Here is a 24,510-nt window from a genome sequence, read left to right on the forward strand (position 1 = left end):
CTCTCCTCGCCCCTCTCCCCTCGCCCCTCTCGCCTCGCCCCTCTCGCCTCGCCCCTCTCGCCTCGCCCCTCTCGCCTCGCCCCTCTCGCCTCGCCCCTCTCGCCTCGCCCCTCTCGCCTCGCCCCTCTCACCTCGCCCCTCTCACCTCGCCCCTCTCACCTCGCCCCTCTCGCCTCTCACCTCTCACCTCAGCGCCTCATCAGCCGAGTAGCTGATGCACGCCTGGTAGAGCGCATCGTGCACCTGCGCGCACATCCGGCGAATCGTCATCAGGTACGTGTGCATATCCATCATAATCTCATCCACCTGCCCGTAATCGAGCGCTGCGCGCAAACGACCGGCAAGACGTTCGACACGCGCCATGGCGTGCCGCGCGCCGGATTGACCGATCGCCTGCGCCGCTTCCTGGATCATGTCAGCCGCAAAGCGGATGGAGCGCGGGAATTCAGCGTTCAGCAGCAGGAACTCCGCCACATCTTCGGGATGCACACTGGCAGTATACACTTTACAGTATGCCTCGAATGCGGTGCAACTCTTCAGCAAAGCCACCCACTCAAAGTAGTCGAGCGTCGTCGCATCCTGTGAGTCGAGCGTGCAGAAATGCACATCCATCAGCGCAGCCGTCACCATCGCGCGTTCGAGATAGCGCCCGATCTGAATGAACCACCATCCTTCATCGTGGCTCAGAGTTGCGTCGGTAATGCCCTGAAACAGGTGCACACCCTCCTTGACGGAACGGAAGAAAAGGTGCGGTTCACCCGTCCACATCTCTTCCATTGAGGTGGTGCGCAGGTGGAGGTAGAGCCGGTTGACCTGCTCCCACATTTCGGAACTGATGCGTTCACGCACCTGGCGTGCGTTGTCGCGCGCTGCGGTGATACATGCAGCGACCGAGTCGCTGTTGGTTGTGTCGAAAATAAGCGCCTGCGTAATGGCATATGGCGAGACGTGTTCAGAAGCCAGAGGGCTGTGTAACGCCGTGAGGAGTCGGCGCCAGCGCCGATTGGCAGCGGCGGGCGTCAGGTCCAGTGCGCTATGCAGGTGAACATCAATCAGGCGCGCTGTATGTTCGGCGCGCTCCAGATACCGCGCCATCCAGAAGAGGCTGTCGGCGACGCGGCCGAGCATGGGCGTTTTAGTCATTGAGCACCCACGTATCTTTGCTTCCGCCGCCCTGTGACGAGTTGACCACCAGCGATCCGCGCCGGAGCGCCACGCGCGTCAGACCGCCGGGGACGATGACGACCCCTTCACCATACAGGATGTAGGGGCGCAGATCGACATGGCGCGGTTCTACTCTGCCATCGACAAAACAGGCTGCACGAGAAAGCATGACCGTTGGTTGTGCGATATAGTTGCGCGGATCAGCAAGTATGCGCCGGCGAAACTCCTCGCGCTGCTCACCGGTGCTGTGCGGCCCGATCAGCATGCCGTAGCCGCCGGACTCACCAACCGCCTTAATAACCAGTTTGTCCAGATTGTCGAGAATATACCGACGATCGGTTTCATTGTATGCCAGATACGTATCGACGTTCGGCAGAATCGGATCTTCGCCCAGATAATAGCGAATAATGCGCGGCACAAACGCATAGATCGCCTTGTCATCGGCGACGCCGGTGCCAATAGCGTTGCCCAGCCCGACATTCCCCGCCCGATAGGCGTTGAACAGACCCGCCACTCCCAGCGCCGAGTCAGGGCGAAATGCAAGCGGATCGACAAAATCGTCATCGATCCGGCGATAGATGACATCGACGCGCTGCAGGCCCGCTGTCGTGCGCATATAGACCTGATTATCGTGGACGAGCAGGTCGCGCCCTTCCACCAGTTGCACCCCCATCTGGCGCGCCAGAAAGGTATGCTCGAAATATGCCGAATTGTAGACGCCGGGCGTGAGCAGCACAATGGTCGGATCGGGTCGCTGCAACGGATCGAGCGCGCGCAGCGTCTCCAGCAATGCCTGACCGTAGTGATCGGTCGGGCGAACGTTGTAGCGGTCGAACAGCGTTGGAAAGGTACGTTTCATGACCTGGCGATTCACCAGCATGTACGACACACCGCTCGGCACGCGCAGGTTGTCTTCCAGCACCAGAAATCGCCCGTCGGCATCACGCACGAGATCGGTGCCAACGATGGCGATGTAGACATTGCGCGGCACGTGGACGCCGCGCATCTCGCGGCGATAATGACGGCAACTGTAGACCAACTCGCGCGGGACGACGCCATCGGAAAGGATGCGCCCTTCGTGGTACACATCGCGCAGGAACATGTTGAGCGCTACAATCCGCTGTGTCAAACCACGCTCGATGACCGACCATTCCGCCGCTGTGATGATCCGTGGAATGAGATCGTAGGGAAAGATTTTCTCGGTTCCGTCGCCATGACCGTAGACCGCAAAGGTAATGCCCTGATTCAGAAATGCTGCATCGGCGGCGCGCTGACGACGGTGCAACTCCTCCGCCGACAGGCTGGCTAACCGATCGTATAACGGCAGATACTGCGCGCGCGGTTGACCAGGGGCCGCAAACATCTCATCGTAGGCGATGTCAACGTCGTAGGAGACAAACATAGGACTGAGAACTGAGAACTGAGAACTAAGAACCGAGAACCGTCCCGGCTTGTACAATTAATACAAATAACGCCCTGACATCGTGTGTGCGGGGCGTCGCTGCCGATAGGCACGTTTCGGAAATATGCAACTCATATGATACTCCTTTGTGCATACTTCGTCAAGTACGTATTCAGCGTTGGGTCACTCCGCAAACCTGGGCGCGCAGGCAACCCGGGAGCGCAGGCGTCCCGCCTGCCCCGGTGTGCAGCGCAGGCCTCCCGCTTCCTGCGGTGTTCGAGGGCAAGATGACCTTGCTCCCAGGAGAAGTGGGAACACATACTTGACTTCACTGCAAAAAGCTAACCACGAAGGTCACAAAGGGACACAAAGGACATGCGCTTCATTTTTATGAACCTTCGTGCGCTTCGTGTCCTTTGTGGTTAAGCCTTTTTGCAGTTGACACATACTTCGTCAAGCGGCTTGGTCGCCTGTTGTTCAATCTTTCACGGAGCGTGCTATACTGATAGGAACAGTGCATGAACACATACCACACGCAGCACGCCGCTTTTCGGCGGCGCGCTCACTCGAAACACCTGGTCTGAAAGGCGTAGCAGAGTGACATGGACACGACGCTTGCACTGGCGGACGCTTATCAGCGCTTGCTGGGCGAACTGAGTCGTCGCCTGGGGACCGCCCGGGCTGAATTGCTCCTGCGTATCGATCCGCGGCTTCCGGCGCAGGTGGTTGCACGTTGCGACAATGCCGGCCATCTGACCGGCGCGGTCCAGACTCTGGAGATTCCCATCAGCGAAGGCGCCATCGAAGTCGGGCGCCTGTGTATGGCGTTTGCCCCCGAGACGCGGCTGCCCGAACCCTCCGAACTGAGCATGGCGCAGGCGCTGGTGGAACTGGCGGCGCTGCTGGTCGAAGATCGCCATCAGCACACGTGGGGTCCGCAATTACAAGCCGGACGGCGGATGCTGGCAGTGACGGAAGAAGAACTCCAGCGCATCATTCTCGACATCCATGATGGTCCAGTACAGAAGTTGTTCGCCGTTTCATCCCACCTGGCGCTGGTTCAGGCGCGCCTGGACGAGCATGGCGACACGCCATTGCGCCGGGAAATTGCACCGCTCATCGAACGTATGAGTGGATTGATGGAGAGTGCGCTTCAGGAAATCCGCGCGACGTTGAGCGGCTTTCGGCTGGCTGAATTCGAGATGCGACCGCTGCCCTCCGTGCTCCAGGGTCTCGCCATCCAGCACGAGGCGCTGACCGGCAACCAGGTGCTGCTGGATATCGAAGGGAACCTGCCGCCGGTGGAGCTGCCAGTGAAAATCGCCCTTTACCGCGTGTTGCAGGAGGCGCTATCGAACAGTTACCGGCACGCCGGAGTGGATCGCCACGAGGTGCTTGTACGGGCGCAGGAAGGATGGATCGAACTCATCGTCATCGATGAAGGACGAGGGTTCGAACCGCCGCCGCTCGAAGGACCGGGCGCAACGGAACGCCAGGAACATATCGGGCTGCGCGGTATGCGCGAACGTGTTCATCTGGTCGGCGGGCAACTTCAGGTGTTGAGCCGTCCAGGACACGGAACGCGCGTTGTTGTGCGAGTACCGGCGAAGGAGGCGGTATGACCGATCTCAATCGTCCCATTCGGGTTGTCCTCGCCGATGATCACGAACTGGTGCTTGAGGGATTGCGCGGTTTGTTGGAACGCGAAAGCGATATGACTGTTGTGGCGACGGCGACGGACGGTGAGACGCTGCTGGCGATGATCGAGCGCGAACAACCTGACATCGTGGTGATGGACCTGGCGATGCCAACCCGCGATGGACTGTCGTGCCTGCGCGAAATCCGGCGACGCGGCATGCCGGTCAAGGTGGTCATTCTGACGGCGTTCGGCGACGGCGGGGCGTTGCAGTCGGCATGGGAGATGCAGGCGGACGGGTTTGCCCTGAAGACCGATCCGCCGCGTCAGACGGTTGCAACAATCCGCAATGTGGCGCATGGGCAGATCGTCTTTCCGCGGGTGGTGCGGCAGGCGGCTGATGCGACGCAGGCGCAGGGACACAGCCTGCTGGCGCGGTTGACGCAACGCGAACGCGACGTGCTGCGATTGCTGGCGGAAGGCATGCCGAACGCGCAGATCGCCGAACGCCTGGTGGTGCAGGAAAGCACCGTAAAATATCACTTGCAGAATATCTTTCAGAAACTCGGCGTGACGAACCGCACCGAAGCGGCGCAGGTCTATTACCGCGAGGGCGGGGAACGTTCGATCTTGAACGCTGAGCGTTGATGCGCCGCAGTCGGCGCCAGCTTCGACCGGCGTTGGCTTCGACAGGCTCAGCCGACGCCAACCACCAGGAGCAGACGGCATGCCTATGAATGCAATCGCAACAATCACCTGGTTGACCTTTCACGAAGCGCGGCGGCGGCGCATGGCGCTGGCAGCGATAGTCATTGGCGCGCTGTTCGTGGCGCTGTTCGGCATCGGAGTCTGGCTGATCGCACGTGAAGTACAACAGAGCGCGCCGCTGGCGATCCAGAGTCAGGCATACAGTTTCCTGCTGATCGCCGGGTTGTACGTCGTTCACTTTCTGACGGTCATGCTGGCGATTTTCGCCTCGGTCGATACGGTTGCCGGCGAAATTTCGTCGCATACCATTCAGGCGTTGGTGACGCGCCCGATCCGCCGCTGGCAGGTGCTGCTCGGCAAGTGGCTCGGTTTCGCCCTGATGCTGACGGCGTACCTGGGGCTGTTGAGCTTTGGTGTTGTGGCTGCAATGTGGCTGATCGTCGGGTACTGGCCCCCCAATGTCGCCGTTGGGCTGCCATTGCTGGCGCTCGAAGCCTTGACCCTCCTCTCGCTCTCGCTGCTCGGCGGAACCCGTCTCTCGACGCTAACGAATGGCGTGGCGGTCTTCATGCTCTACGGGCTGGCGTTCATCGGCTCGTGGGTTGAGCAAATCGGCGCGCTGCTGCAATCGAGCGATGCGGTGCGGATCGGCATTCTCACGAGTCTGCTGCTGCCGGTCGAAGCGTTGTGGCGGCGTGTCGCCTACCTGATGCAACCGCCGCTCGCCAACAGCCTCCCCGGTCCATTCTCGACCTCCTCTGTGCCCAGCGAAGCCATGGTCATCTATGCCATGGCATACGCCGCCATCGCGCTGCTGCTGGCGATGCGTTCGTTCGGGAAGCGGGATCTGTAAGGTGACAGTCACCGGTGAGCATCGTTGTCTTTGGCAGCATCAATATGGACCTGGTGGTGCGCACGCCACGCCTGCCGGCGCCTGGCGAGACGCTCACCGGTCATACGTTCTTCACTGCACCGGGAGGCAAAGGCGCCAACCAGGCGGTTGCGTGTGCGCGGCTCGGCGCGCCAACCCGTATGATCGGGCGCGTCGGCGATGACCTGTTTGGCGACCAATTGCGCATGAGTCTGCGTTCCGCCGGTGTGCAAGACGATGGCGTTCTGACAACCCCGGGTCCATCGGGAGTGGCGCTGATTGCCGTTGACGACACGGCGGAAAATACGATCGTGATCGTCCCAGGCGCTAATGGCGCGGTCAGCAGCGAAGATATTCCACGGCTCGAACGGGCGCTCGATGGGGCGCGCGTGCTGCTGTTGCAACTCGAAACGCCGCTTGCGCCGGTTGTGGCGGCAGCGCGCGCTGCGCGTGCACGCGGCGTGACGGTTCTTCTCGATCCGGCGCCGGCGTTGCCGCTGCCCGATGAACTGTATGCGCTGGCGGATATGCTGACCCCGAACGAGAGCGAGGCGGCAATCCTGACCGGCATACCCGTACACGATGAGCAGAGTGCGGCGGCGGCAGCGCGTGCATTACTGGCGCGCGGCGCGCGAACAGTTATTCTCAAACTTGGGGCGCGCGGCGCTCTCGTGGCTGATGCAACCGGCGCACGCCTCTGGCAAGCCTTCACCGTCATACCGGTCGATACGGTCGCTGCGGGTGACGCCTTCAACGGCGGGCTGGCGGTTGCGCTAAGCGAGGGGCGTCCCTTCGAGGAAGCAATCCGGTGGGGCCTGGCAGCCGGCGCGCTGTCCGTCACAAAACCCGGCGCACAGCCGTCGATGCCGGATCGTCAAGAACTGCTGGCGTGGTTAGGGGTTAGAGGTTAGGGGATTGTAAGGCGATGCGAAAAGAAGGGTGTCATGCTGCAGGCTTTGATTTTCGATTTCGATGGATTGATTCTCGACGCCGAGACGCCGGATTTTCTGGTATTGAGCGAACAGTATCGTCGTTTTGGCGCGGATCTGCGTCCTGAGCGCTGGATGCACGGGTTGGGAACCACCGGCGGCTATGACCCCTATGGCGAACTCGAGGCGCTGACCGGCGCGCCGCTCGACCGCGAGGCGCTCCATCGTGAACACCATGAGCGCTACCTGGCGTTGTGCGAGCAGCAACCGCTTCAACCCGGCGTGCGTGGGTTGATAACCGCAGCGCATGCGCGTGGCATTCGCCTGGCAGTGGCATCGAGCGCGTCGCGCGAGTGGGTCGAGGGCTGGCTTGAACAGCATGCGCTGCGCCCCTTCTTTGCATGTGTGCGCACCCGCAGCGACGGGTTGTGCGTCAAACCCGCCCCCGATCTGTTTCTGAGCGCCGCCGCCTGTCTCGATGCAGCGCCAGAGTCGTGCGTCGTGCTCGAAGATTCGCCCAATGGCATGCGCGCCGCAGCCGCAGCGGGCATGCGTTGCTGTGCCGGTGGCGCTCCTCGACACGCTCCCTCTCCCGCCTCACGAGTTGCGTCTCCGTTCACTGGCAGACCTTCCGGCAGAAACCCTTCTCGATCTGCTGGCGGGTGAGCGCCTGCGCCAACGGTTGTGACCCGGCGGCGCACTGTGGAACCTGCTCGCAGATGAGCGCCAGCACGGGCGAGAGTCCAACAGGTAAGCCATGCGTGGAACAGACTATCGTTTCTTTCCCTCATTTCAGGAGTATGCTCAATGTTGCGAGGAATGACCGTTCTTCTTACCTGCCAGTTAATTGGGGAGGTGACTGCGCGCGCGCTCAACCTGCCGACACCCGGACCGGTGCTGGGCATGGCGCTGCTCTTCGGCGTCTTGCTGTGGCGCGGTGCGCCCGACTGGCTCGATCAGGTCGGGCAGGGACTGTTGCGCTTCTTGCCCCTGTTCTTCGTCCCGGCGGGCGTCGGCATCATGAACCACGTCCAACTGATGCGCACCGAGTGGCTGGCGATCATCGTTACTCTGCTCGTCAGCACCATAATCACTATGATCATCACCGCCGGGGCATTGATGCTCTTCCTTCGCTTGAGCAGCAGACGAAAGGCGTTCGGGCATGCAACCAAACGTGACTGACATCTGGGTCTATCTGGCGCAGACGCCGCTCCTCTGGCTGACCGCCACGCTGCTGGTCTACTACGTGGCAGATGCGGCATACCAGCGAGTCGGGCAGCACCCCCTGGCGAATCCGGTTCTGATCGCGGTGGTGGTGGTGGTTGCGTTTCTGACCGTGACCGGCACACCGTATCAGCGGTACTTCAATGGCGCTCAGTTCGTGCATTTCCTGCTGGGACCCACCACAGTCGCGCTGGCATTGCCGCTCTGGCGCTACGCCGGTCGATTGCAGCGCATGCTGTTGCCGCTCTCCGGCGCACTCCTGATCGGTTCACTCACGTCCATTCTGTCAGTAGTCATTATTGGTCGTCTCATGGGCGTATCGGATGTCACCCTGCGCTCCCTCGCGCCCAAATCGGTCACAACCCCGATTGCAATGGGCATCGCCGAGCAGATCGGCGGATTGCCGTCGTTGACGGCGGTGCTGGTGATTGTGACCGGGATTATCGGCGCCGTCATCGCGCGCGATCTCTTTGATCGCCTGCGGATGAACGATCAGGCGGCGCGTGGCCTGGCCATCGGGGTTGCATCTCATGGAATCGGCACGGCGCGCGCGTTGCAAATGCACGCAGAAGCCGGCGCGTTTGCCGGGCTGGCGATGGGGTTGAACGGCGCGCTGACGGCGCTGCTGGCGCCGATACTGGCGCGGTTGCTCGAGTTGTAGCACAGCAGCGCTCTGCACCTTCTCGTGGTATCATGCGTTTTCATTGCATCACAGGAAGGAGACATTGCAATGCACGTATGCGTCTACTGCGCCTCAAGCGATCACGTACCGGCACTCTACCTGGAAGCGGCTTATACTTTCGGCGAAGGGATGGCGCGGCGCGGATGGACGCTGGTGTATGGCGGGGGCAGCATCGGGTTGATGGGAGCGGTTGCGCGAGCGGTGCATGGCGCCGGCGGTCGGGTGATTGGCGTCATTCCGCAAACGCTGCTGGAACGCGAGATCGGGTACCGGGAAGCGGACGAACTGATCGTCACCGGAACCCTGCGCGAACGCAAGCAGATCATGGATGATCGCGCCGATGCGTTCGTTGCGCTGCCAGGCGGCTTCGGCACGCTCGAAGAATTGCTGGAGATCATGACGCTCCGCATGCTCGGCTATCACAATAAGCCGATCGTGATCGTCAACATCGGCGGTTATTTCGATCCACTCCTGACCCAGTTCGAGTATATCTTTACCCAAAACTTTGCCCACGAACGCTACCGCCGCCTCTACACCGCAAAAACCGAGCCTGAAAAAGCGCTCACCTATCTGGAGCGGATCACTCCTGGCTCGCAGTAATGCGCAAGATGTCACCCTCACCCCACCACCCGCGAGATGACCTCCACTGCGCGCGTGATGCCGTCTTCGGCGCCAATCAACCGCCCTATCGTCGCGGCGCGCACCCTGATGAGGTCGTCCGCCGCTGTCGCAATGGCATGCGCCAGGCGATCCGGCGTTACGCGGCGGCGCAGCAATGGCGGCGGTCCTGCGCCAATCGCGGCGACGCGCGCGCCCCAGAAGGGCTGGTCGATCCCGACCGGAACCGTGATCGTCGGGATGCCGGCGCGCAGGCTGGCGGCGGTTGTCCCTGCGCCGCCGTGATGAACGGCGGCGGCGACACGCGGGAAGAGCAGGCGATGGGGCGCATGCGGCACGGTGAGAACGTTGCGGCAACCGGCAGCCAGGCGCGCCGCTGCCGCAGAACCGAACAGAATGCCGCGGCGCTGCGCCAGGCGCAGCGCTTCCAGCGCCAGCGCCGCGTCGTCGTGCGGTCGTCGCCCGCCCATGCTGCCAAAACCGATGGCAATCGGCGGATCGCCGGCTGCAAGGAACGCTTCGATCTCTGGCGCCAGGCGCTCAGCCGGATCGTCGAGGAACCAGTAGCCGGTCACGGTATGATGGGGCGGCCAGTCGTCGGGTGGCGGAACGACGTGCGGGCTGAAGCCGTAGACGAAGGGCGCCCGCTCCTGGCGCGCCAGCGCGAAGGGGTCGAGCGGCGTCTGGCGTGGACCGGGCGCGCGCGCCCGCCAGCGCTGCAACACGGTTCGCCATGGCAGCCATGCAGACAGTTCGACTGCCGTATAACTCAGACGGCGGGCGCGCGCGCCCAGGCGCAGCGTCACCGGCAGCAGCGGCGATGAAAAGCGGGTCGTTGGCGTGATCGGTTGCAACGGCGCCCAGATGCATAGCACTCCGAGCACATGGGCGATGAGCTGCCCCCAGCAACTTGCCAGTGACACAATCAACACAGCGCTGCCGTGGCATGCAGCCGCTGCTGTGTCGAGCAAACGGGCATAGACCGCCTGCGCCACGCGAAGGTAGCGGAGTGTGGCGACAGCGCCGCGCACCAATCCGCTATCGAGGGTCAGCGCAGCGTCATCATGAAGAAGAAGATCACTGGGATTGCCTTCGATACAGCGCCACGCCAGCCTTTGTGAACGGATCAGAGGCGCGAACCGTGCATGGGTCGCAACTGCCACATCGTAGCCAGCGTCGCGCAATCCTCTGCCAAGCGCCGCCAGCGGACGCACATCCCCCAGCGTCCCGCTCGCCAGAATCGTGATGGTTGGGCGCATCCCGCGCGCTTATCCCTCTGAGGCGCCTTCTGGCGTCCAGCCTTCCGGTTTTGCGTCTCCCTCGCCAAAGAAGAAGAGTTCCGCCTGTTGCATCATCACGTCGGCAGCACGGGGATCGACCATGCTCAGCCCATAGTGGTTAATAATCAACAACGCCTGATCCATCCACATATTCCACGCCTGTTGCGATACATTCTCGTAAATGCGCTTCCCCAGTTCGCCAGGGTAGGGAGGCCGGGGCAAACCAGGCAATTCACGACCAAGTTTGACACATTTGACCATTCGCGGTGCGCTCATGACGATCTCCAGTTGGCAAATTGTTACGCTATGTAACTCACCTTTCCCTCTGATAGTATACTACCACATGGTATGCTCATCGCGCGGCGGTGAGAGCCGGGCGAACAAAGGTTGCAGAGGAAAGCACATATGGATATTGCCATTCCGCGAGCCCACGCGCCCGACGAGCACCGGGTCGCCCTGACGCCAGCCGGCGTACATTCGCTGGTGATCGCCGGGCACACGGTTTTTGTCGAAAGCGGCGCCGGCGCCGGCGCCGGGTTTACCGATGCGTCCTATAGCGCGGTAGGCGCCAGCATCGCCTATGGGCCTGAAGAGATCTACGCGCGCGGCGATCTCTTGCTGACTGTCGATGGGGTGCCGGAGAATGCGTTGCCGATGGTGCGTCCTGGTCAGATCGTGGCCGGTTTTTTGCACCTTGCGGTCACGCCGCGTCGTGTCATTGATGCACTGGCGGCGGCAGGCGCATCGACGCTCAGTTACGAAGCGATCCGGCGCAACGACGGCATCGCGCCGGTGCTGTTGCCCATGAGCGAGATCGGTGGTCGTTTGATGCCGCAACTGGCCGCGCATCTGTTGGAGACGCCGAGCGGCGGGCGCGGCACCTTGCTGATGCCTATTCCCGGCGTTCCATCGGCAGAAGTCGTGATCCTGGGAGCAGGGCGAGTCGGTGGTAATGCGGCGTATGGCTTCAGTTCCTGGGGAGTTCAGACGACGGTGCTCGACCAGGATATGGATCGGTTGCGCGCCGTGGAACAGATCTGTCGGGGGCATGTCACGACCCGACTGGCAACCGAGAGCGCCCTGGCGCACGTGCTCCCCTTTGCCGACGTGGTCATCGGAGCGGTCAAAGTTCCGCATGGCCGCGCGCCCAAACTGGTGAGCGCCGCCATGGTCGCAACCATGAAGCCACGGAGCGTCATCATCGATGTTGCTATTGACGAAGGCGGATGTATCGAGACGAGCCGCCCAACGACGCACAGTAACCCGACGTACCTGACATCGGGGGTTCTGCACTATGCAGTGCCAAACATTCCAAGCGCCGTGGCGCGCACTGCGGCCCATGCATTGAATAACGCGCTCCTTCCCTTTGTCCTGCGCATCGCCGCGCAGGGTCTCGAACGGGCGGCGGAGCAGGATCGCGCCATTGCTCGTGGGATAGGTCTGTATCACGGTCAACCATATGCATCGCACGTCGAACAGGCGCTTGATCGCTCGTAGGCGTCAGATGGGCGATCCAGGCGCTTCCTTTGGCGCGCCTTTTTGCGTCCCTCGCCTGAGACCTGTAGCTGCTCAAGCGATCCAGTCTGGTGCGGGTGCAGATGCATCCGTGATCCACACGCTCCGATGACATGTGCAGCGGTATGCGTCGATGCACCAGAACATCTGATGGTCACACCGGCATGCCAGAGGCATCGGCAGGCCGGCGCGTAACTCACCTGCCTATCATGCGGAAAGGCGGGAAGGGCAGGGTATGGGATGTGACCGTTCGATACAGAAGTGTACGTAACCAGCAGGGAGAGACGTGCTATGCCACACTCGCTCACGGCAGGAAGGCGTGAAATGACCGCTGAAGAAGCGGTGGAACTGATAGAATCGAATCATCGCGTCTATATTGGCGGCGGATGCGGCGTACCGATACTGCTGCTGTATGCGCTCGTTGCGCGCGCTCCTGAGTTGCGCAACGTGGAGATCATTCACATGCTGACGGCAGGGGAGGACCCGACGACCGCGCCGGAACTGGCAGCGTCATTCCGTCACAATGCGCTCTTTATTGGTCACAACACCCGGCGCGCGGTCAACGAAGGGCGCGCCGATTTTACGCCAATATTTCTGGGCGAGATTCCAAAATTGTTTCGCAAGGGCTTGCTGCCGCTCGATGTCGCCATGATCCAGGTTTCACCGCCGGACCGCCACGGGTTCTGCTCGCTGGGCGTCGAAGTAGGATGCACCCTGCCGGCGGCGCGCACGGCAAAGATCGTCATTGCCGAGGTCAATGCGCGCATGCCGCGCACCCTTGGCGACAGTTTCATTCACATGTCGCGCCTGACGGCGCTGGTCGAAAGTGACCGTCCGCTGCTGGAGTTGCCACAGGGGGAAACGAACAGCGTCGCACAGGCGATTGGGCGCCATATTGCAGAATTGATCCCTGACGGCGCCACGTTGCAACTCGGGATCGGCGCCATTCCGGATGCCGTGCTCTCGAATCTGCACAGTAAACGGCATCTGGGCATCCATACCGAGTTGTTCTCGGACGGTGTCATCGATCTGGTCGAAGCCGGCGTGATCGACGGCGAATTGAAGACCATCCATCAGGGAAAGGTGGTTGCCGGCTTCATCCTTGGCAGCCAGCGCTGCTTCGACTGGGTGCACAACAACGCCATGGTGGAAATGCACCCCACCGACTACGTCAACGACCCGTTCGTCATTGCGCAACACAAAAATATGGTCGCCGTCAATTCGGCATTACAGGTAGATCTGACGGGTCAGGTGTGCGCCGACAGCATCGGCACGCGCCTGTACAGCGGCGTTGGCGGGCAGGTCGATTTTATTCGCGGCGCGTCACGCTCGGACGGTGGCATTCCGATCATTGCCATTTCGTCGACCGCGCGCGATGGCGCCATCTCACGGATCGTGCCGACGCTCGAGGTCGGCGCGGGCGTGGTCACCAGCCGCTACGATGTTCACTTCGTGGTGACTGAATACGGCGTAGCCGACCTGTATGGCCGCACCCTGGCGCAACGCGCGCGCGCACTGATCAACATTGCCCATCCGGCATTTCGCGATCAGTCGACCGAAGCGGCGAAAAAACTGCACTATATCTGACGCCTACGCGCTGACGCGCACCAGAATGAGCGGCGTCGTTGTGGCATGCAACACTTTATCCGCCACGCTGCCGAGCGCCCAGCGACGCAACCCGCCATACCCGTGCGTCGCCATGACGATCAGATCGACATCCATCTCACGCGCCTCGTCCACGATAACTTCGGCAGGATACCCGATGATGGCATGGGTAAGGATGTGCGATACCTCAGCGCGCAGTGATGCCGCTTCCGCGTTCAGGTCATTCAGTGCGTATTCGCGCAGTGCACCCAGCGCTTCGTTATTCTCAGCGATGGGGCGCCCCAGCATTGGCGCACCAACGTACGCCTCGATCATGGGCACGACCGCGCGGAGCAGGATCAATTCGGCGTGCGCCGCGCGGGCGATCTCGCTTGCAAGCGGCAATGCCTGCCGCGCCAGCCCAGAGCCGTCGAGCGGCGTGAGAATGCGGCGCGGCGGGCGCACCACTCGCTGCGCCTGCCCGCGCACCAGCAGCACCGGCGCTTCTGTCGCATGAACGACCTTGTCGGCGACGCTGCCAAGCGCCCAGCGGCGCAACCCGCTGTAGCCATGGGTTGCCATTGCGATCAGCGCGCCAGGAGCATATCCGGCGGCAACTTCAACGATGACTTCCGCCGGTGAACCGTAGCGCACATCGCTGATGACCTCAATCCCTGCGCCTTCGAGCGTCTGCGCCTGTTCGTGGAGGTATGCACGCGCCTGCTGACGGAGCGCCTCCATCGATGCGTCGTACTGATCGCGCCGCAGCGCCTCACTCTCTGGAACGCCATAGACTGAAATCAGCATCTGCGTCCACGACTCGCCGCTGCTCAGATGTGAGTCCTGGACGACGCGGAGCAGATGCACCTTCGCGCCTAACAACGGCGCCAGCACTCGGACATAGGGCAGCACCTGGACTGCCAGTTCGGAACCATCGAGCGGTACGACAATGGTTTGCATAATCGTCCTCCTCATCGAGGCTGGTTCTGTACTCAGCATAACATACTCCATCCATCCCTTTGGAAGAAGATGTTCACTATGGATGGCGTCCTCACAACGCACTGAGACGACGTTGTGATACCTTTACGCACTGTACTGGCATCTTTCCTGCCTTTTTCCGTTAAGATCACATATAGTTAGGAGTGAACGTATCAGCCTGTGATCGCACTCAAAGGAGAGGTGGTCAACATGTTCCACAAAATACTCGTCGCTGTTGATGGTTCGCCAACGTCGTCGCGGGCAATCGACGTAGCAGTCGATATCGCAAAGCGCTACAACGCAAAATTGTGCCTGCTCCATGCATTCCCGCATGTCTCTGATCTTCTTGGCACGCCTGAATACGAGCGTCTGTTGGAAACACGGATGCTGATAGGCCAGTCGCTGATTGAAGCCACGCGCACTCAAGTCGGCGATCAGGCGGAAGTCGATGTGCAATTGCTCGAAGGACCGCCGGCACAGGCTATCCTGCGTGTCGCAGAAGAGGAGAAATTCGACCTGATCGTCATGGGGTCGCGTGGACATAGTACGCTCGTCGGTCTCCTGCTGGGCAGTGTGAGCAATACAGTTGTGCAACGCGCCCACTGCCCGGTCGTGGTCGTGCACTAACTATCGCTATCAGATAGCAATCCGGCACGGTTCGGTGAGGAGGCGCGCATGTGCCGATCCATCCTGGTGCCGCTCGATGGCTCGGCGTTCAGTGAGCATGCGTTGCCACTGGCGCTCTCGGTCGCGCGGCGATCAGGCGCGCAACTTTACCTTGCCCACGTCCTGGCTGGACGTGGCGGTCTGGCGGATATAACAGACCGCGCCAGCGCAGCAAGTCGGACGGCCTACCTCGAGCGGGTGGCGCAGCAGATCGAGAAGCAATCGGTGCGCGCACCGATCACGTCGATCCTCACCGGACCCGTCGCTGAGACGCTGCTGGAGCACGCGCAAGCGGTCGGGTGCAATCTGATCGTCCTTACGACCCACGGTCGAGGGGCGCTTTCGCGCCTCTGGCTCGGCAGCGTGGCAGATGTCATCGTGCGGCGCTCGCCGATACCGGTGATGCTGGTACGCCCGCACCAACCCACCGTAACCATCGATACGCAACATATGAGGCGCTCGCTGCGCCGTATTCTGATCCCTCTTGACGGTTCTCCTCTGGCTGAAGCGATCATCGAACACAGCGTCCATATCGGGCGGATCATGGACGCGGAGTATACGCTGCTGCGGGTCGTTGACCCCACCGTGCTTGGTCTTTCAGTTCAGGATGAGAATGTCGCCGCTTCTGCGATCGTGCAATCGCTCAAGGATAGAGCGCAAGCGTATCTGGATCGGCAGGCGGAGGCATTACGCGCACGGGGTTTGCAGGTTGACGCCGTTGTGACTGTGGGAGAACCGTCGGCGTGTATTCTCGATTATGCGCGGGCGCATAGCATCGATCTGATTGCGATGGCAACCCACGGCCGGGGCGGGTTTTCCCTCCTGCTGCTTGGCAGCGTCGCCGATAAAGTCCTGCGCGGCTCATCGTTGCCGCTGTTGTTGTACAGCCCTGGGGTCAAGTAAGCGGGGAAGGTCGTTGAACATTGAGGGGTGAACGTCAGGCGGCGCTCCTCGATCCTGCTCGTCCCGGGTAATCGTGGACTTCGTCCCCTACGACACAATGTGAAGCCGGTAGCGCTCCAGCAGAATGGCGGCATCCTCATCACTCAACGACATCTGCCAGCCATCGACGGAGTTGGTGGGGGTGTGCGTGCGGAGATCGAGCACGATCGCCTCGTCCACCCATGGCCGGATCATGCGTAAGATATGTTCATCGGCGCGCGGTGTTGCGAGCAGGCATGCCAGCGGATGGTAGCGCCGCAGCGCCTGAAGCGCCGCCAGGTGCGCCAGGCCGCTGCTCAGGCCGTCATCGACCAGGATGACCGGTCGTCGGATATCGAACGGCAGGGGACGTCCATGGCGGTAGAGTGCGATCAGTTCCGGCAGGATCGCCTGTTCGGCTCGGACGATATCCCAGAGCATCGCAGGCGTCACCCCCGGAAATCGCAGGATGGCGCCATTCAGACACAACCCGCCCGACTCGCTGATGGCGCCGGCGACAACGGCAGGATTGACGCGCACCCGAAACTCGCGGGTAACGATGGCATCAACCTGGATTCGGAGTGAACGCGCCAGTTCGCCTGCAACTGCCACACCTCCCGGCGGGATCGCCAGTGCAACGGCGTGCGTACCACGGAAACGCCCCAGAAACGACGCGAGCCGCCGCCCCGCTGCGGCACGGTCTTCGTACCGATCATCACACCCGATGAGCGGCGCTCCGTAGACTGGCTCAATGACCGCGGCTTTCATCATCGCGTATTAGTGCGTCACTACCGTTCCGCACCCTGTTCCTGCGTCACCAGGTAAACGAAGCAGGGACAATCCCGCCCAGGGATCGGCGTATGGCGTTCCGCTCGATCCAGCATGCAGCCAATGCCATCAAAGTAGCGACAGTTGTCGCAACGATGGAGATGATAGTGACAACGCCAGCACTGATCATCACGACTGATCGTTTCGAGAGACCTTCCCCGCAATACTGCGCCGCAATGGTGGCATATCAGCGTTGGGCGGGCGGTGTCGTGCAGTTCGCCGCCGACCGCCAGGGCGATTTGAAGGCGGAATAGATCGCTTTCGGTGATCATCCCGATCACCCGTCCCTCGCTATCAACCACCGGCAGCCCGCCAATTTTGTACGACAACATCAATCTGGCAGCATCGAGCGTTGACGCATCCGGCGTGATAGTGACAACGTGGCGCGTCATACATTCAACGACCGTTACCCGATCGAGTAATGCACGCCACTCATAGTAGCTGAGGGTGGTATCGGCTGGTTGGGCAGCGCGCAGATCGCCACGCGTGATGATGCCGATCAGTTTGCCGTTTTCTACAACCGGCAAGCGGCGAATGCGCCGCTGTTCCATCAGACGTTGCGCATCAGCAAGGGTCGTTGTCGAATCGATGACAATTGCGGGCGTACTCATCCAGTCTGCAACTCGTTGATTTTTCATGGCTGCCTCCAACGCGCGGCAAATCTGAAGCGCCTGATAGTACTGTACCATGCCACGTTGCGTCAGAAAGAAAAGAAACCATCACACACGGAGAGTATGCGTTTACACGTGTCGCACTGCGTAAGATCGCATCTATTCAGGTAGCGAATCTGTTACTGCGGGTGATAACCTGTTACGCCACACACAGGATAGAACAGGCTACAATTATTAAGGATCGTGTGTTCGGTTTGCTATGCTGCTGGAGCTGTCCTGTCGGACGGGTGCACGGCATGGCACTGCTCCAGAAAGGAGAACTTCAATGGCGAAGACATCTTCATCTTCCAGGCGACGCGCCTCAGTGCCTGCCGAGGAGGAGATCCGCTTCTGGATGCACGCTCCGGCAGTCACGGTCAACCTGGCGGCGCCGGTCAGCGAGGCGCTGGCGCTGATGCGTGAACATAACATCCGCCGCCTGCCGGTCGTCATCGATACGGGTGAACTGCGTGGCATCATTACGCAGGGCGATATTCGCGGTGCCGATCTGCTGCGGGTTGCGGGAATGGATCCGTTCGATATCGCCGATGCACTGCGACGGATCAAGGTGTATGAGGTCATGACGGAGGACCCGATCACGGTCACAGCGGAGACCAGCCTGCGCGAGGCGGCGATGCTCATGATCGACAACAAGGTTGGCGGTTTGCCGGTGGTGGACGAGAACAACATGGTCGTTGGCGTTATTACCGAAAGCGACCTGTTCGAGGCGCTGGTGCATGTGCTCGAGCGCCGGGATATGGAAGAGGAAGGGTAAGATCGGCGGAAAACGGCATATCGCCGGCATGGGGACGTGGAGACGTTGCAATGCAACGTCTCCACGGTGCAATGGTGGCGTGTTTATGGCGTCTCTTCGGTCTCCTCCTCAATCTCCCCCAGTGTCTGATCGCGCGCGCGTTCGATACGATCAAGGCGACGCTGGAATTGCCCCATCGCAAAATGCATGAAATCGTCGTGGCTCAACCCGAAGGGCACAACCTCGTAGCAGGCGAAGGCATCGTCGATGACCCCCACGGCATAGACGACGAGTTCGTTCATGCGATCCACAACGACATCCCACAGGCGCGGCTCGGCGTTGATCAGGCGCGACAGAAGATACACGCCATAGGCGATGTGGCGCGACTCGTCCTGTTTCAGCAGCCCGATTCCTTTGCGCGTCCCCGGCATCAGATTGCGCCGCTCCAGCATAGTGAAGTAGGCATGGTAGCCGGTTTCCGCCAGCACGCCTTCGACGATCATGTTGTAGGTGAGCGAGGCGATAGCCTGCGCCTCTGGCGAAGGATCATCGCGCAGACGCTCCATCGCAGCCGGCAACGCTTCGTGAATGAGCGCGCGGTAATTGGCGGTATGGTAGTGGCTCAGATCACCGGTAAACCCGGCGACTTCGGCCAAAAAGCGGTTGAAGAAGTCGGTGTGCTTGGCTTCTTCCCACAAGAAACTTGTCAGAAACAGTTCTTCTTCGAGACGCCCTTCAGCGGCAATTGCGGCAACCAGAGGCAACAGATCGAGCGTGACCGCCTCCTCGCCTGCCTGAAAGAGCGAGGTCAGACGCAACACAAGATCGCGTTCGTCATTGGTCAATGTTTGCCAATCGCGGATGTCCTGGCTGAAGTCAATGTCGCTGGGATTCCAGATCCCCAGACGTTTGGCTTTCTCGAACAATCGCATCGGCACGGTATCTCGGCGCAAACCACGACTGGTCGTGACAAATGCTGAATGGCTCATCATCGTTTCCTTTCCATTTTCGGCGTCTTTCCCAACGCCTTGCTCTCTAATGGTGATCGAACGCCAGCCCTGGACAGGATAGCGCGAACATCCTCTCCGGTCAGAAAGGCAAACGTTTCCTGGACGGCGCGTGACATTGTGTGCTCGCGTGAGCGCAGCGCGAACCATTCCTGGTACAGGCTCAGCTCGACAGGGATGATGCTAACGTCCGTATGGCGCATAACGAACGATTGAGGCACGAACGCCAGCCCGATACCGCTGCACACCGCCTCCAGCGCAACAGTGGCGCTATCGGTTTCGAGCACGACATGAACGTCGGCAGGCGTCAGCCCGCTTGCCCGTAAGCCTTCATCGATAACGCGGCGAGTCGCGCACCCGTTGCGCGGCATGATCACGGGCGCCTGACGCAGTGCGCCGGGCGTCACGAGACCGCGATGCGCCATCTCGTGGTCGCGTGGCGCAATCAGCACCAGCGGCTCGCTGCCGAGGAGTTGCACAACCCAGTTTCGCGGACTCTGTTTTTCTTCGATGAACGCGATATGAATATGCTGCCGTGACAACTGTTCCAGCAACATGTCAGGCAGGGCAACCGTGACCGACAGAGAGACGGACGGATGGCGTTCGTGAAACGCTTGCAGCACGCGGGACAACAGGACCTCGGCGCCGGAAGGGGTGCACCCCAGAGTCACTCGACCGCTCACCTGCCCCCCCAAACTGCGAATACGTTCTTCCGCCTGCGTCGCCAGTTCCAGCATGTCGCGCGCCATTGCGATCAGTTCTTCGCCAGCCTGCGTTGGCAGCATTTGTTGTCCAACCCGGCGAAACAGGCGCACCTGATCGAGTTGCGCTTCGAGCGCCCGGATGTGACTGCTGACCGCCGGTTGCGATAGATGGAGACGTTCGGCTGCGGCGCTGTAACTGCCGGTTTCCACCACGGCAAGAAATGTTTGCAGGTGAATAGTGTTGAGCATAGCCATTCGCCTGTTGGATATGTGAGCTTCTATAGCGTGTTCAGAGCCTATCTGCCTGTATCGTCGTCACTGCACCGGGTCAAGCGACGCTTGCAGATTGCGTCCTGTGACGGAGCAATCTGCTGCTGATCCGAACGATGGCGTCGCTCGCAATGCCCCTGACCTCTCCAAACCGGTCAGGCGAAGGCAATGCCTTCACCCGCCCAACGATCTTTTCCAGATCGGCTCTTAGCGAGCGATCAACCAGATGGTGCACAATCATGTCCCGTGTTGACCGTCGTGCAGCAGACGTTGGCTTCGACAGGCTCAGCCAACGTCCGCCGCTCCACGTCCTCGATAGCAGTGCCATCACGCATGGCTGGTCGGACGAAAGCGGGCTCAGCCAACGTCCGCTGCTCCACGTTCTTGATGGTCCAGGTTTTGGTTGATCGCTCTATTAGCCGCCGTGAGCGCCTGGCGTGACCACATAAAAGAACCCCAGACCAATAATCAGATAGACCGCCAGCAACTGCGCGCCTTCGAGCCAGTTGCTCTCGCCATCGACCGATACCTGCACGGCGCAGAGCACTGCCAGCGTCAGCGCAGCAACCTCGAACAGACTGAAGTACAGGGTCATTTCGTTGCCGAACAACAGGCTGATAAAGACCAGCAACGGCGCCACGAACAGGGCAATCTGCATGCTGGATCCCAGCGAGATCGACAGCGACAGGTCCATTTTATTTTTCAGCGCCACCTGCACGGCAACGATATGCTCCGCGACATTGCCAACCAGCGGGATCAGGATCACCCCCAGGAACAGTTCGCTGACCCCAAGTTGCTCCACAACCGGCTCGACAGCGCCAACCAGGAATTCACTGAGAAAGACAATCGCAATCGTCGCAACCGTCAGGACGCCGAGCGAAACCGGCACACTCCACTTTGCCTGATGATGTTCGATTTCGGCAGACGGATCATCGACGCCGGTTGGGGCGCCGATGCCGCGTTCTGGTTTCTGAAAGGAAAAGATCAGGCTCAGGATGTAGAGGACGATCAAGATCGCTGCAACCCCCAGACTGAGCGCGTCGAGCGCCGGGTCGCGCACATCGGTGTTGAAGATGTCCACCGCGCCGCTCTGCACTTCACGAAGTAACTCGAAAAGCGTCGGTATCATCATACCAACGACCGAGAGCATCATCATCGTTGCGGCAACGCCGGTCAGGTTGCTGTCGAACTTCTGGATGCCGTGACGAAGGCCGCCGAGCAACAGGCTGAGACCGAGGATGAGGAGCAGATTGCCCAGGATGGAGCCGGTGATCGAGGCTTTGACCAGTTCGATCTTCCCTTCACGCAGCGCAACGATGGTGATAATCAGTTCGGCGGCGTTCCCCAGGGTCGCGTTCAGCAGACCGCCGATTTTCGGACCGGTGTGGATGGCGAGTTCTTCGGTCGCCTCGCCAAGCAGACCGGCAAGGGGAATGAGCGCCACGCAGGAGAGCGCAAAGACGAGCAGGGGATTGGGGAACAAAAATTCAGCCAGAAACGCCAGCGGGACGAAGATCAGCATGTAGCGCAGGACGTTCACCGAATGCCCCCTCCGGTCAGAACGAAGATGAGAACCAGGTGAGTCATCATACCACATGCCCGGCTCGTTCCGGTTGCGCAAAGCCTGCTTTCGACATACGATAATGGTTAGAGTGTGGTTGAGTCGCCGCACGCAAACATGAAGGAGGAAACCGTGTTAACCACCGATCAGGAGATCCGCGATCTGCTCACCTCGGCCCGCACCGTTGCGGTTGTCGGCATCAGCGACGACCCCGACCGCGATTCGTACATGGTCGCCGAGTTTTTGCAGCGCCAGGGGTACCGTGTCATTCCGGTCAATCCACGTCTGGCGACGCTCAATATTCACGTGCTTGGCGAGAAGCCATATGCCAGTCTACGCGACGTGCCCGAAAAGATCGATATTGTGGACATTTTTCGCCGTCCCGAAACGGTGATGCCGGTTGTCGAAGATGCGATTGCGGCGGGCGCGAAGGCGGTGTGGATGCAGTTGTCGATTGTCAACGAGGAAGCCGCAGCCCGCGCCGAAACCGCCGGGTTGCAAGTGGTGATGAATCGCTGCATGGCAGTCGAGCACCGGCGGTTGATTCCAAAACAGGCATAACGTATCATATGCCTGACAGACGGATCATCATGGAGACAGGCCTATGCTCGCGTCGTATGCGGCACGCTATCGCGCCAATCTGGAGGAGTCGGTCATTCCGTTCTGGTTAAAGCACTCGCTGGATCAAGCGTATGGCGGACAGTTCACCTGTCTTGATCGCGATGGATCGATCTACGACACGAAAAAGTACATGTGGTTGCAGGGGCGTGCGGTCTGGATGTTTTCGCGCCTGTACAATGAATTTGACCGCCGCCAGGAATTTCTTGACGCCGCAACGCTCATCTGTCAGTTCATGCGGCGGTATGGGCGCGATCCGCAGGGACGCATCTATTTCTGTCTGACGCGTGAAGGGGAGCCGTACTTTTATCAGCGAAAGCCGTATGCAGCGGTGTTCTACATGCTCGGTTTGCTGGAGTATGCCCGCGCAACCGGTGATCGGGGATGTTTTGATGAGGCAGTCGAACTCTTCTGGCAAATCGACCGCTGGATCCGCAACCCGGTGCTGCTCGACCGCCCGATGCTGGTTGGCAATCCGCCGGTCAGTAACCTGGCGAATGTGATGGTGCTGGCGAGCATGGCGATTGAACTGGCGCGCATATCCGATGACCCACGCTATGTTCAGGTAATTCGTGACGCCATGGAAGGGGTGCGGCGCCACTATGACCCACAGCGCCGCATCCTCGTCGAACATGTGACGCTCGATGGGCGCAATTTGCGTGAGTGGCCCGAAGGACGCCTGTTCAGCCCCGGTCACGCGATCGAGGTTGCCTGGTTCTTGCTGCATATGCTGGAATTCGTGCCGAGTGAGGAGTATCGGCGCCTGGCGTTCGATGTCCTGGAAGGGTCGCTGGAGTATGGCTGGGATCACGAGTACGGCGGGTTGTACTACTTTATGGATATTGAAGGAAAGCCGACGCTCCAGCTCGAGTCGACGATGAAATTGTGGTGGCCCCATACCGAGGCGATCTATGCGCTAACGCTGGCGTATACGCTGACGGGTGAGGAACGCTGGTTGCGCTGGTTGGAACGGGTGGACGACTATGCGTTTCGGACGTTCGTTGATCCAGTGCACGGGGAATGGTTTGGCTACTGCGACCGACGCGGCGATCTGGCGCTCAGCAGCAAAGGGGGTAACTACAAAGGGTTCTTTCACGTACCGCGCGCGCTGCTATTCAGTGTGCAACGCATCGAAGGCGCGTCCCTCGCGGAACACCGTCCATAAGAAAATCGGTACTGCGGTCATAATCCGCCGCCAGCGCCAGGGCTGCACCAGCAGACGATAGAGCCATTTCAGCCCCAACCGCTGCACAAGCGCCGGTGCGCGCGGCACAACGCCGGCCAGTTCGTCGAATGTCCCACCCACGCCAATGGCAACCGGAACACGCAGGAGCGGCTGGTTGCGCGCAATCCACAAGTCTTGCGCCGGATGACCGTATGCCACCAGGAGCACATCCGGTCTGGCAGCGCGAATCCGTTCGCGGATCGCCGGTTCGTCGGCAGGGCGCGGCGACCCGGCATAACAACCGGCAATCCGCAAACCGGGGTTTGCCTGCCGGAGCGCCGCAGCGGCGCGTTCCGCCACGCCGGGGGCGGCGCCAAGGAGAAAGAGCGCCCAGCCACGCCGCGCTGCTTCCGCAGCAATGCGTTCGGTGAGCGCGATGCCGGTCACACGACCGCGCAATGGCGCGCCGCACCAGCGCGATGCCAGGATCAACCCGAATCCGTCGGCGGTCGCCAGGTCGGCCGCCGCAAGCACCCGGCGAAAGGCGCTGTTGCGGCGCGCTTCCATCACAAACTCCGGGTTGACGGTGACGATCTGATGGGGTCCGCCTTCCGCAACGAACCGGACAACGGCAGCAATCGCGTCGTCCATCAACACATCGTCGATGGCAACCCCCAGAATAGCAACACGTTTGCGCACAGTATTGGACAGCCCTTTCTCATGCGGCTATAATGGCGTTCCCTGAGAGCGTTGAAAACGCACACTCACGAGAGAT

At 60.8% G+C, this 24,510-nt stretch carries 27 protein-coding genes; 16 read left to right on the plus strand and 11 right to left on the minus strand.

Features of this window, described 5'->3' with window-relative positions; all coding sequences use genetic code 11:
• Positions 1-183: 183 nt before the first annotated feature.
• Positions 184-1,143 carry an alpha-E domain-containing protein gene (locus tag AC3EA7_RS15810; protein ID WP_488615034.1) on the minus strand — a complete coding sequence of 320 codons (960 nt, stop codon included), beginning with the start codon at positions 1,141-1,143 and terminating at the stop codon, positions 184-186.
• Positions 1,136-2,566 (minus strand): circularly permuted type 2 ATP-grasp protein, encoded by a 1,431-nt coding sequence (locus AC3EA7_RS15815; protein WP_488615035.1) that lies wholly within the window; start codon positions 2,564-2,566, stop codon positions 1,136-1,138. The genes AC3EA7_RS15810 and AC3EA7_RS15815 overlap by 8 nt, the downstream gene beginning before the upstream one ends.
• Positions 2,567-3,168: 602 nt before the next feature.
• Here AC3EA7_RS15815 and AC3EA7_RS15820 point away from each other — a divergent pair.
• From AC3EA7_RS15820 to AC3EA7_RS15855, 8 genes are all read left to right on the plus strand, one after another.
• Entirely contained in the window at positions 3,169-4,188 is a 1,020-nt protein-coding gene (locus AC3EA7_RS15820) for a sensor histidine kinase (protein ID WP_488615036.1), read from the plus strand.
• The gene (locus AC3EA7_RS15825) at positions 4,185-4,850 is read left to right on the plus strand and encodes a response regulator transcription factor (protein WP_488615037.1); all 666 of its coding nucleotides are present in this window, start codon (positions 4,185-4,187) and stop codon (positions 4,848-4,850) included. The genes AC3EA7_RS15820 and AC3EA7_RS15825 overlap by 4 nt, the downstream gene beginning before the upstream one ends.
• A gap of 79 nt (positions 4,851-4,929) precedes the next feature.
• On the plus strand, positions 4,930-5,763 hold the full coding sequence (locus AC3EA7_RS15830; protein ID WP_488615038.1) for an ABC transporter permease: 834 nt from the start codon (positions 4,930-4,932) through the stop codon (positions 5,761-5,763).
• A gap of 14 nt (positions 5,764-5,777) precedes the next feature.
• The gene (rbsK, locus tag AC3EA7_RS15835; RefSeq protein ID WP_488615039.1) at positions 5,778-6,692 is read left to right on the plus strand and encodes a ribokinase; all 915 of its coding nucleotides are present in this window, start codon (positions 5,778-5,780) and stop codon (positions 6,690-6,692) included.
• A gap of 33 nt (positions 6,693-6,725) precedes the next feature.
• Complete coding sequence (locus AC3EA7_RS15840; protein WP_488615040.1) at positions 6,726-7,376, plus strand: HAD family hydrolase; 651 nt, start codon at positions 6,726-6,728, stop codon at positions 7,374-7,376.
• Between the two features lie 153 nt (positions 7,377-7,529).
• Positions 7,530-7,892, plus strand: coding sequence for a CidA/LrgA family protein (locus tag AC3EA7_RS15845; RefSeq protein WP_488615041.1), 363 nt, complete (start codon positions 7,530-7,532; stop codon positions 7,890-7,892).
• The gene (locus tag AC3EA7_RS15850) at positions 7,873-8,595 is read left to right on the plus strand and encodes an LrgB family protein (RefSeq protein ID WP_488615042.1); all 723 of its coding nucleotides are present in this window, start codon (positions 7,873-7,875) and stop codon (positions 8,593-8,595) included. Before AC3EA7_RS15845 ends, AC3EA7_RS15850 begins: the two co-directional genes overlap by 20 nt.
• Before the next feature lie 69 nt (positions 8,596-8,664).
• Positions 8,665-9,216 (plus strand): LOG family protein, encoded by a 552-nt coding sequence (locus AC3EA7_RS15855; RefSeq protein ID WP_488615043.1) that lies wholly within the window; start codon positions 8,665-8,667, stop codon positions 9,214-9,216.
• 17 nt (positions 9,217-9,233) lie between these two features.
• Here the strand turns inward: AC3EA7_RS15855 and AC3EA7_RS15860 are convergent, their stop codons facing one another.
• Both AC3EA7_RS15860 and AC3EA7_RS15865 read right to left on the minus strand, forming a co-directional pair.
• The gene (locus tag AC3EA7_RS15860; protein ID WP_488615044.1) at positions 9,234-10,493 is read right to left on the minus strand and encodes a glycosyltransferase; all 1,260 of its coding nucleotides are present in this window, start codon (positions 10,491-10,493) and stop codon (positions 9,234-9,236) included.
• Between the two features lie 9 nt (positions 10,494-10,502).
• Entirely contained in the window at positions 10,503-10,790 is a 288-nt protein-coding gene (locus AC3EA7_RS15865) for an oxidative damage protection protein (RefSeq protein ID WP_488615045.1), read from the minus strand.
• Positions 10,791-10,919: 129 nt separating this feature from the next.
• On the opposite strand from AC3EA7_RS15865, the gene AC3EA7_RS15870 reads away from it, so the two are divergent.
• The gene (locus AC3EA7_RS15870) at positions 10,920-12,011 is read left to right on the plus strand and encodes an alanine dehydrogenase (RefSeq protein WP_488615046.1); all 1,092 of its coding nucleotides are present in this window, start codon (positions 10,920-10,922) and stop codon (positions 12,009-12,011) included.
• Positions 12,012-12,320: 309 nt separating this feature from the next.
• The gene (locus AC3EA7_RS15875; RefSeq protein WP_488615047.1) at positions 12,321-13,616 is read left to right on the plus strand and encodes an acetyl-CoA hydrolase/transferase family protein; all 1,296 of its coding nucleotides are present in this window, start codon (positions 12,321-12,323) and stop codon (positions 13,614-13,616) included.
• Positions 13,617-13,619: 3 nt separating this feature from the next.
• Here the strand turns inward: AC3EA7_RS15875 and AC3EA7_RS15880 are convergent, their stop codons facing one another.
• A complete protein-coding gene (locus AC3EA7_RS15880) occupies positions 13,620-14,573 on the minus strand; it encodes a universal stress protein (RefSeq protein WP_488615048.1) in 954 nt (317 codons plus the stop codon).
• Between the two features lie 228 nt (positions 14,574-14,801).
• Between AC3EA7_RS15880 and AC3EA7_RS15885 the strand changes: the two genes are divergently transcribed.
• Positions 14,802-15,218, plus strand: a complete 417-nt coding sequence (locus AC3EA7_RS15885; RefSeq protein WP_488615049.1) for a universal stress protein — start codon at positions 14,802-14,804, stop codon at positions 15,216-15,218.
• A gap of 48 nt (positions 15,219-15,266) precedes the next feature.
• On the plus strand, positions 15,267-16,160 hold the full coding sequence (locus tag AC3EA7_RS15890; protein ID WP_488615050.1) for a universal stress protein: 894 nt from the start codon (positions 15,267-15,269) through the stop codon (positions 16,158-16,160).
• Between the two features lie 87 nt (positions 16,161-16,247).
• Here AC3EA7_RS15890 and AC3EA7_RS15895 read toward each other — a convergent pair whose 3' ends face one another.
• A complete protein-coding gene (locus AC3EA7_RS15895; RefSeq protein ID WP_488615051.1) occupies positions 16,248-16,949 on the minus strand; it encodes a phosphoribosyltransferase family protein in 702 nt (233 codons plus the stop codon).
• A 17-nt stretch (positions 16,950-16,966) separates the two neighbouring features.
• Positions 16,967-17,644 carry a CBS domain-containing protein gene (locus AC3EA7_RS15900; RefSeq protein WP_488615052.1) on the minus strand — a complete coding sequence of 226 codons (678 nt, stop codon included), beginning with the start codon at positions 17,642-17,644 and terminating at the stop codon, positions 16,967-16,969.
• A gap of 298 nt (positions 17,645-17,942) precedes the next feature.
• On the opposite strand from AC3EA7_RS15900, the gene AC3EA7_RS15905 reads away from it, so the two are divergent.
• Positions 17,943-18,431, plus strand: coding sequence for a CBS domain-containing protein (locus AC3EA7_RS15905; protein ID WP_488615053.1), 489 nt, complete (start codon positions 17,943-17,945; stop codon positions 18,429-18,431).
• 83 nt (positions 18,432-18,514) lie between these two features.
• On the opposite strand, the gene AC3EA7_RS15910 is transcribed toward AC3EA7_RS15905, so the two are convergent.
• Both AC3EA7_RS15910 and AC3EA7_RS15915 read right to left on the minus strand, forming a co-directional pair.
• A complete protein-coding gene (locus AC3EA7_RS15910) occupies positions 18,515-19,402 on the minus strand; it encodes a R2-like ligand-binding oxidase (RefSeq protein WP_488615054.1) in 888 nt (295 codons plus the stop codon).
• Positions 19,399-20,370 carry a LysR family transcriptional regulator gene (locus AC3EA7_RS15915; protein ID WP_488615055.1) on the minus strand — a complete coding sequence of 324 codons (972 nt, stop codon included), beginning with the start codon at positions 20,368-20,370 and terminating at the stop codon, positions 19,399-19,401. The genes AC3EA7_RS15910 and AC3EA7_RS15915 overlap by 4 nt, the downstream gene beginning before the upstream one ends.
• 260 nt (positions 20,371-20,630) lie before the next feature.
• On the opposite strand from AC3EA7_RS15915, the gene AC3EA7_RS15920 reads away from it, so the two are divergent.
• Positions 20,631-20,798, plus strand: a complete 168-nt coding sequence (locus AC3EA7_RS15920) for a hypothetical protein (protein WP_488615056.1) — start codon at positions 20,631-20,633, stop codon at positions 20,796-20,798.
• 8 nt (positions 20,799-20,806) lie between these two features.
• Here the strand turns inward: AC3EA7_RS15920 and cax are convergent, their stop codons facing one another.
• Complete coding sequence (gene cax, locus AC3EA7_RS15925) at positions 20,807-21,931, minus strand: calcium/proton exchanger (protein WP_488615057.1); 1,125 nt, start codon at positions 21,929-21,931, stop codon at positions 20,807-20,809.
• Positions 21,932-22,084: 153 nt separating this feature from the next.
• On the opposite strand from cax, the gene AC3EA7_RS15930 reads away from it, so the two are divergent.
• A complete protein-coding gene (locus AC3EA7_RS15930) occupies positions 22,085-22,513 on the plus strand; it encodes a CoA-binding protein (RefSeq protein ID WP_488615058.1) in 429 nt (142 codons plus the stop codon).
• A gap of 43 nt (positions 22,514-22,556) precedes the next feature.
• Positions 22,557-23,735 (plus strand): AGE family epimerase/isomerase, encoded by a 1,179-nt coding sequence (locus tag AC3EA7_RS15935; protein WP_488615059.1) that lies wholly within the window; start codon positions 22,557-22,559, stop codon positions 23,733-23,735.
• Here the strand turns inward: AC3EA7_RS15935 and AC3EA7_RS15940 are convergent.
• Positions 23,682-24,434, minus strand: a complete 753-nt coding sequence (locus tag AC3EA7_RS15940; protein ID WP_488615060.1) for a WecB/TagA/CpsF family glycosyltransferase — start codon at positions 24,432-24,434, stop codon at positions 23,682-23,684. The genes AC3EA7_RS15935 and AC3EA7_RS15940 overlap by 54 nt on opposite strands.
• Positions 24,435-24,510 lie beyond the last annotated feature (76 nt).

Source organism: Roseiflexus sp. (genome assembly GCF_057785375.1).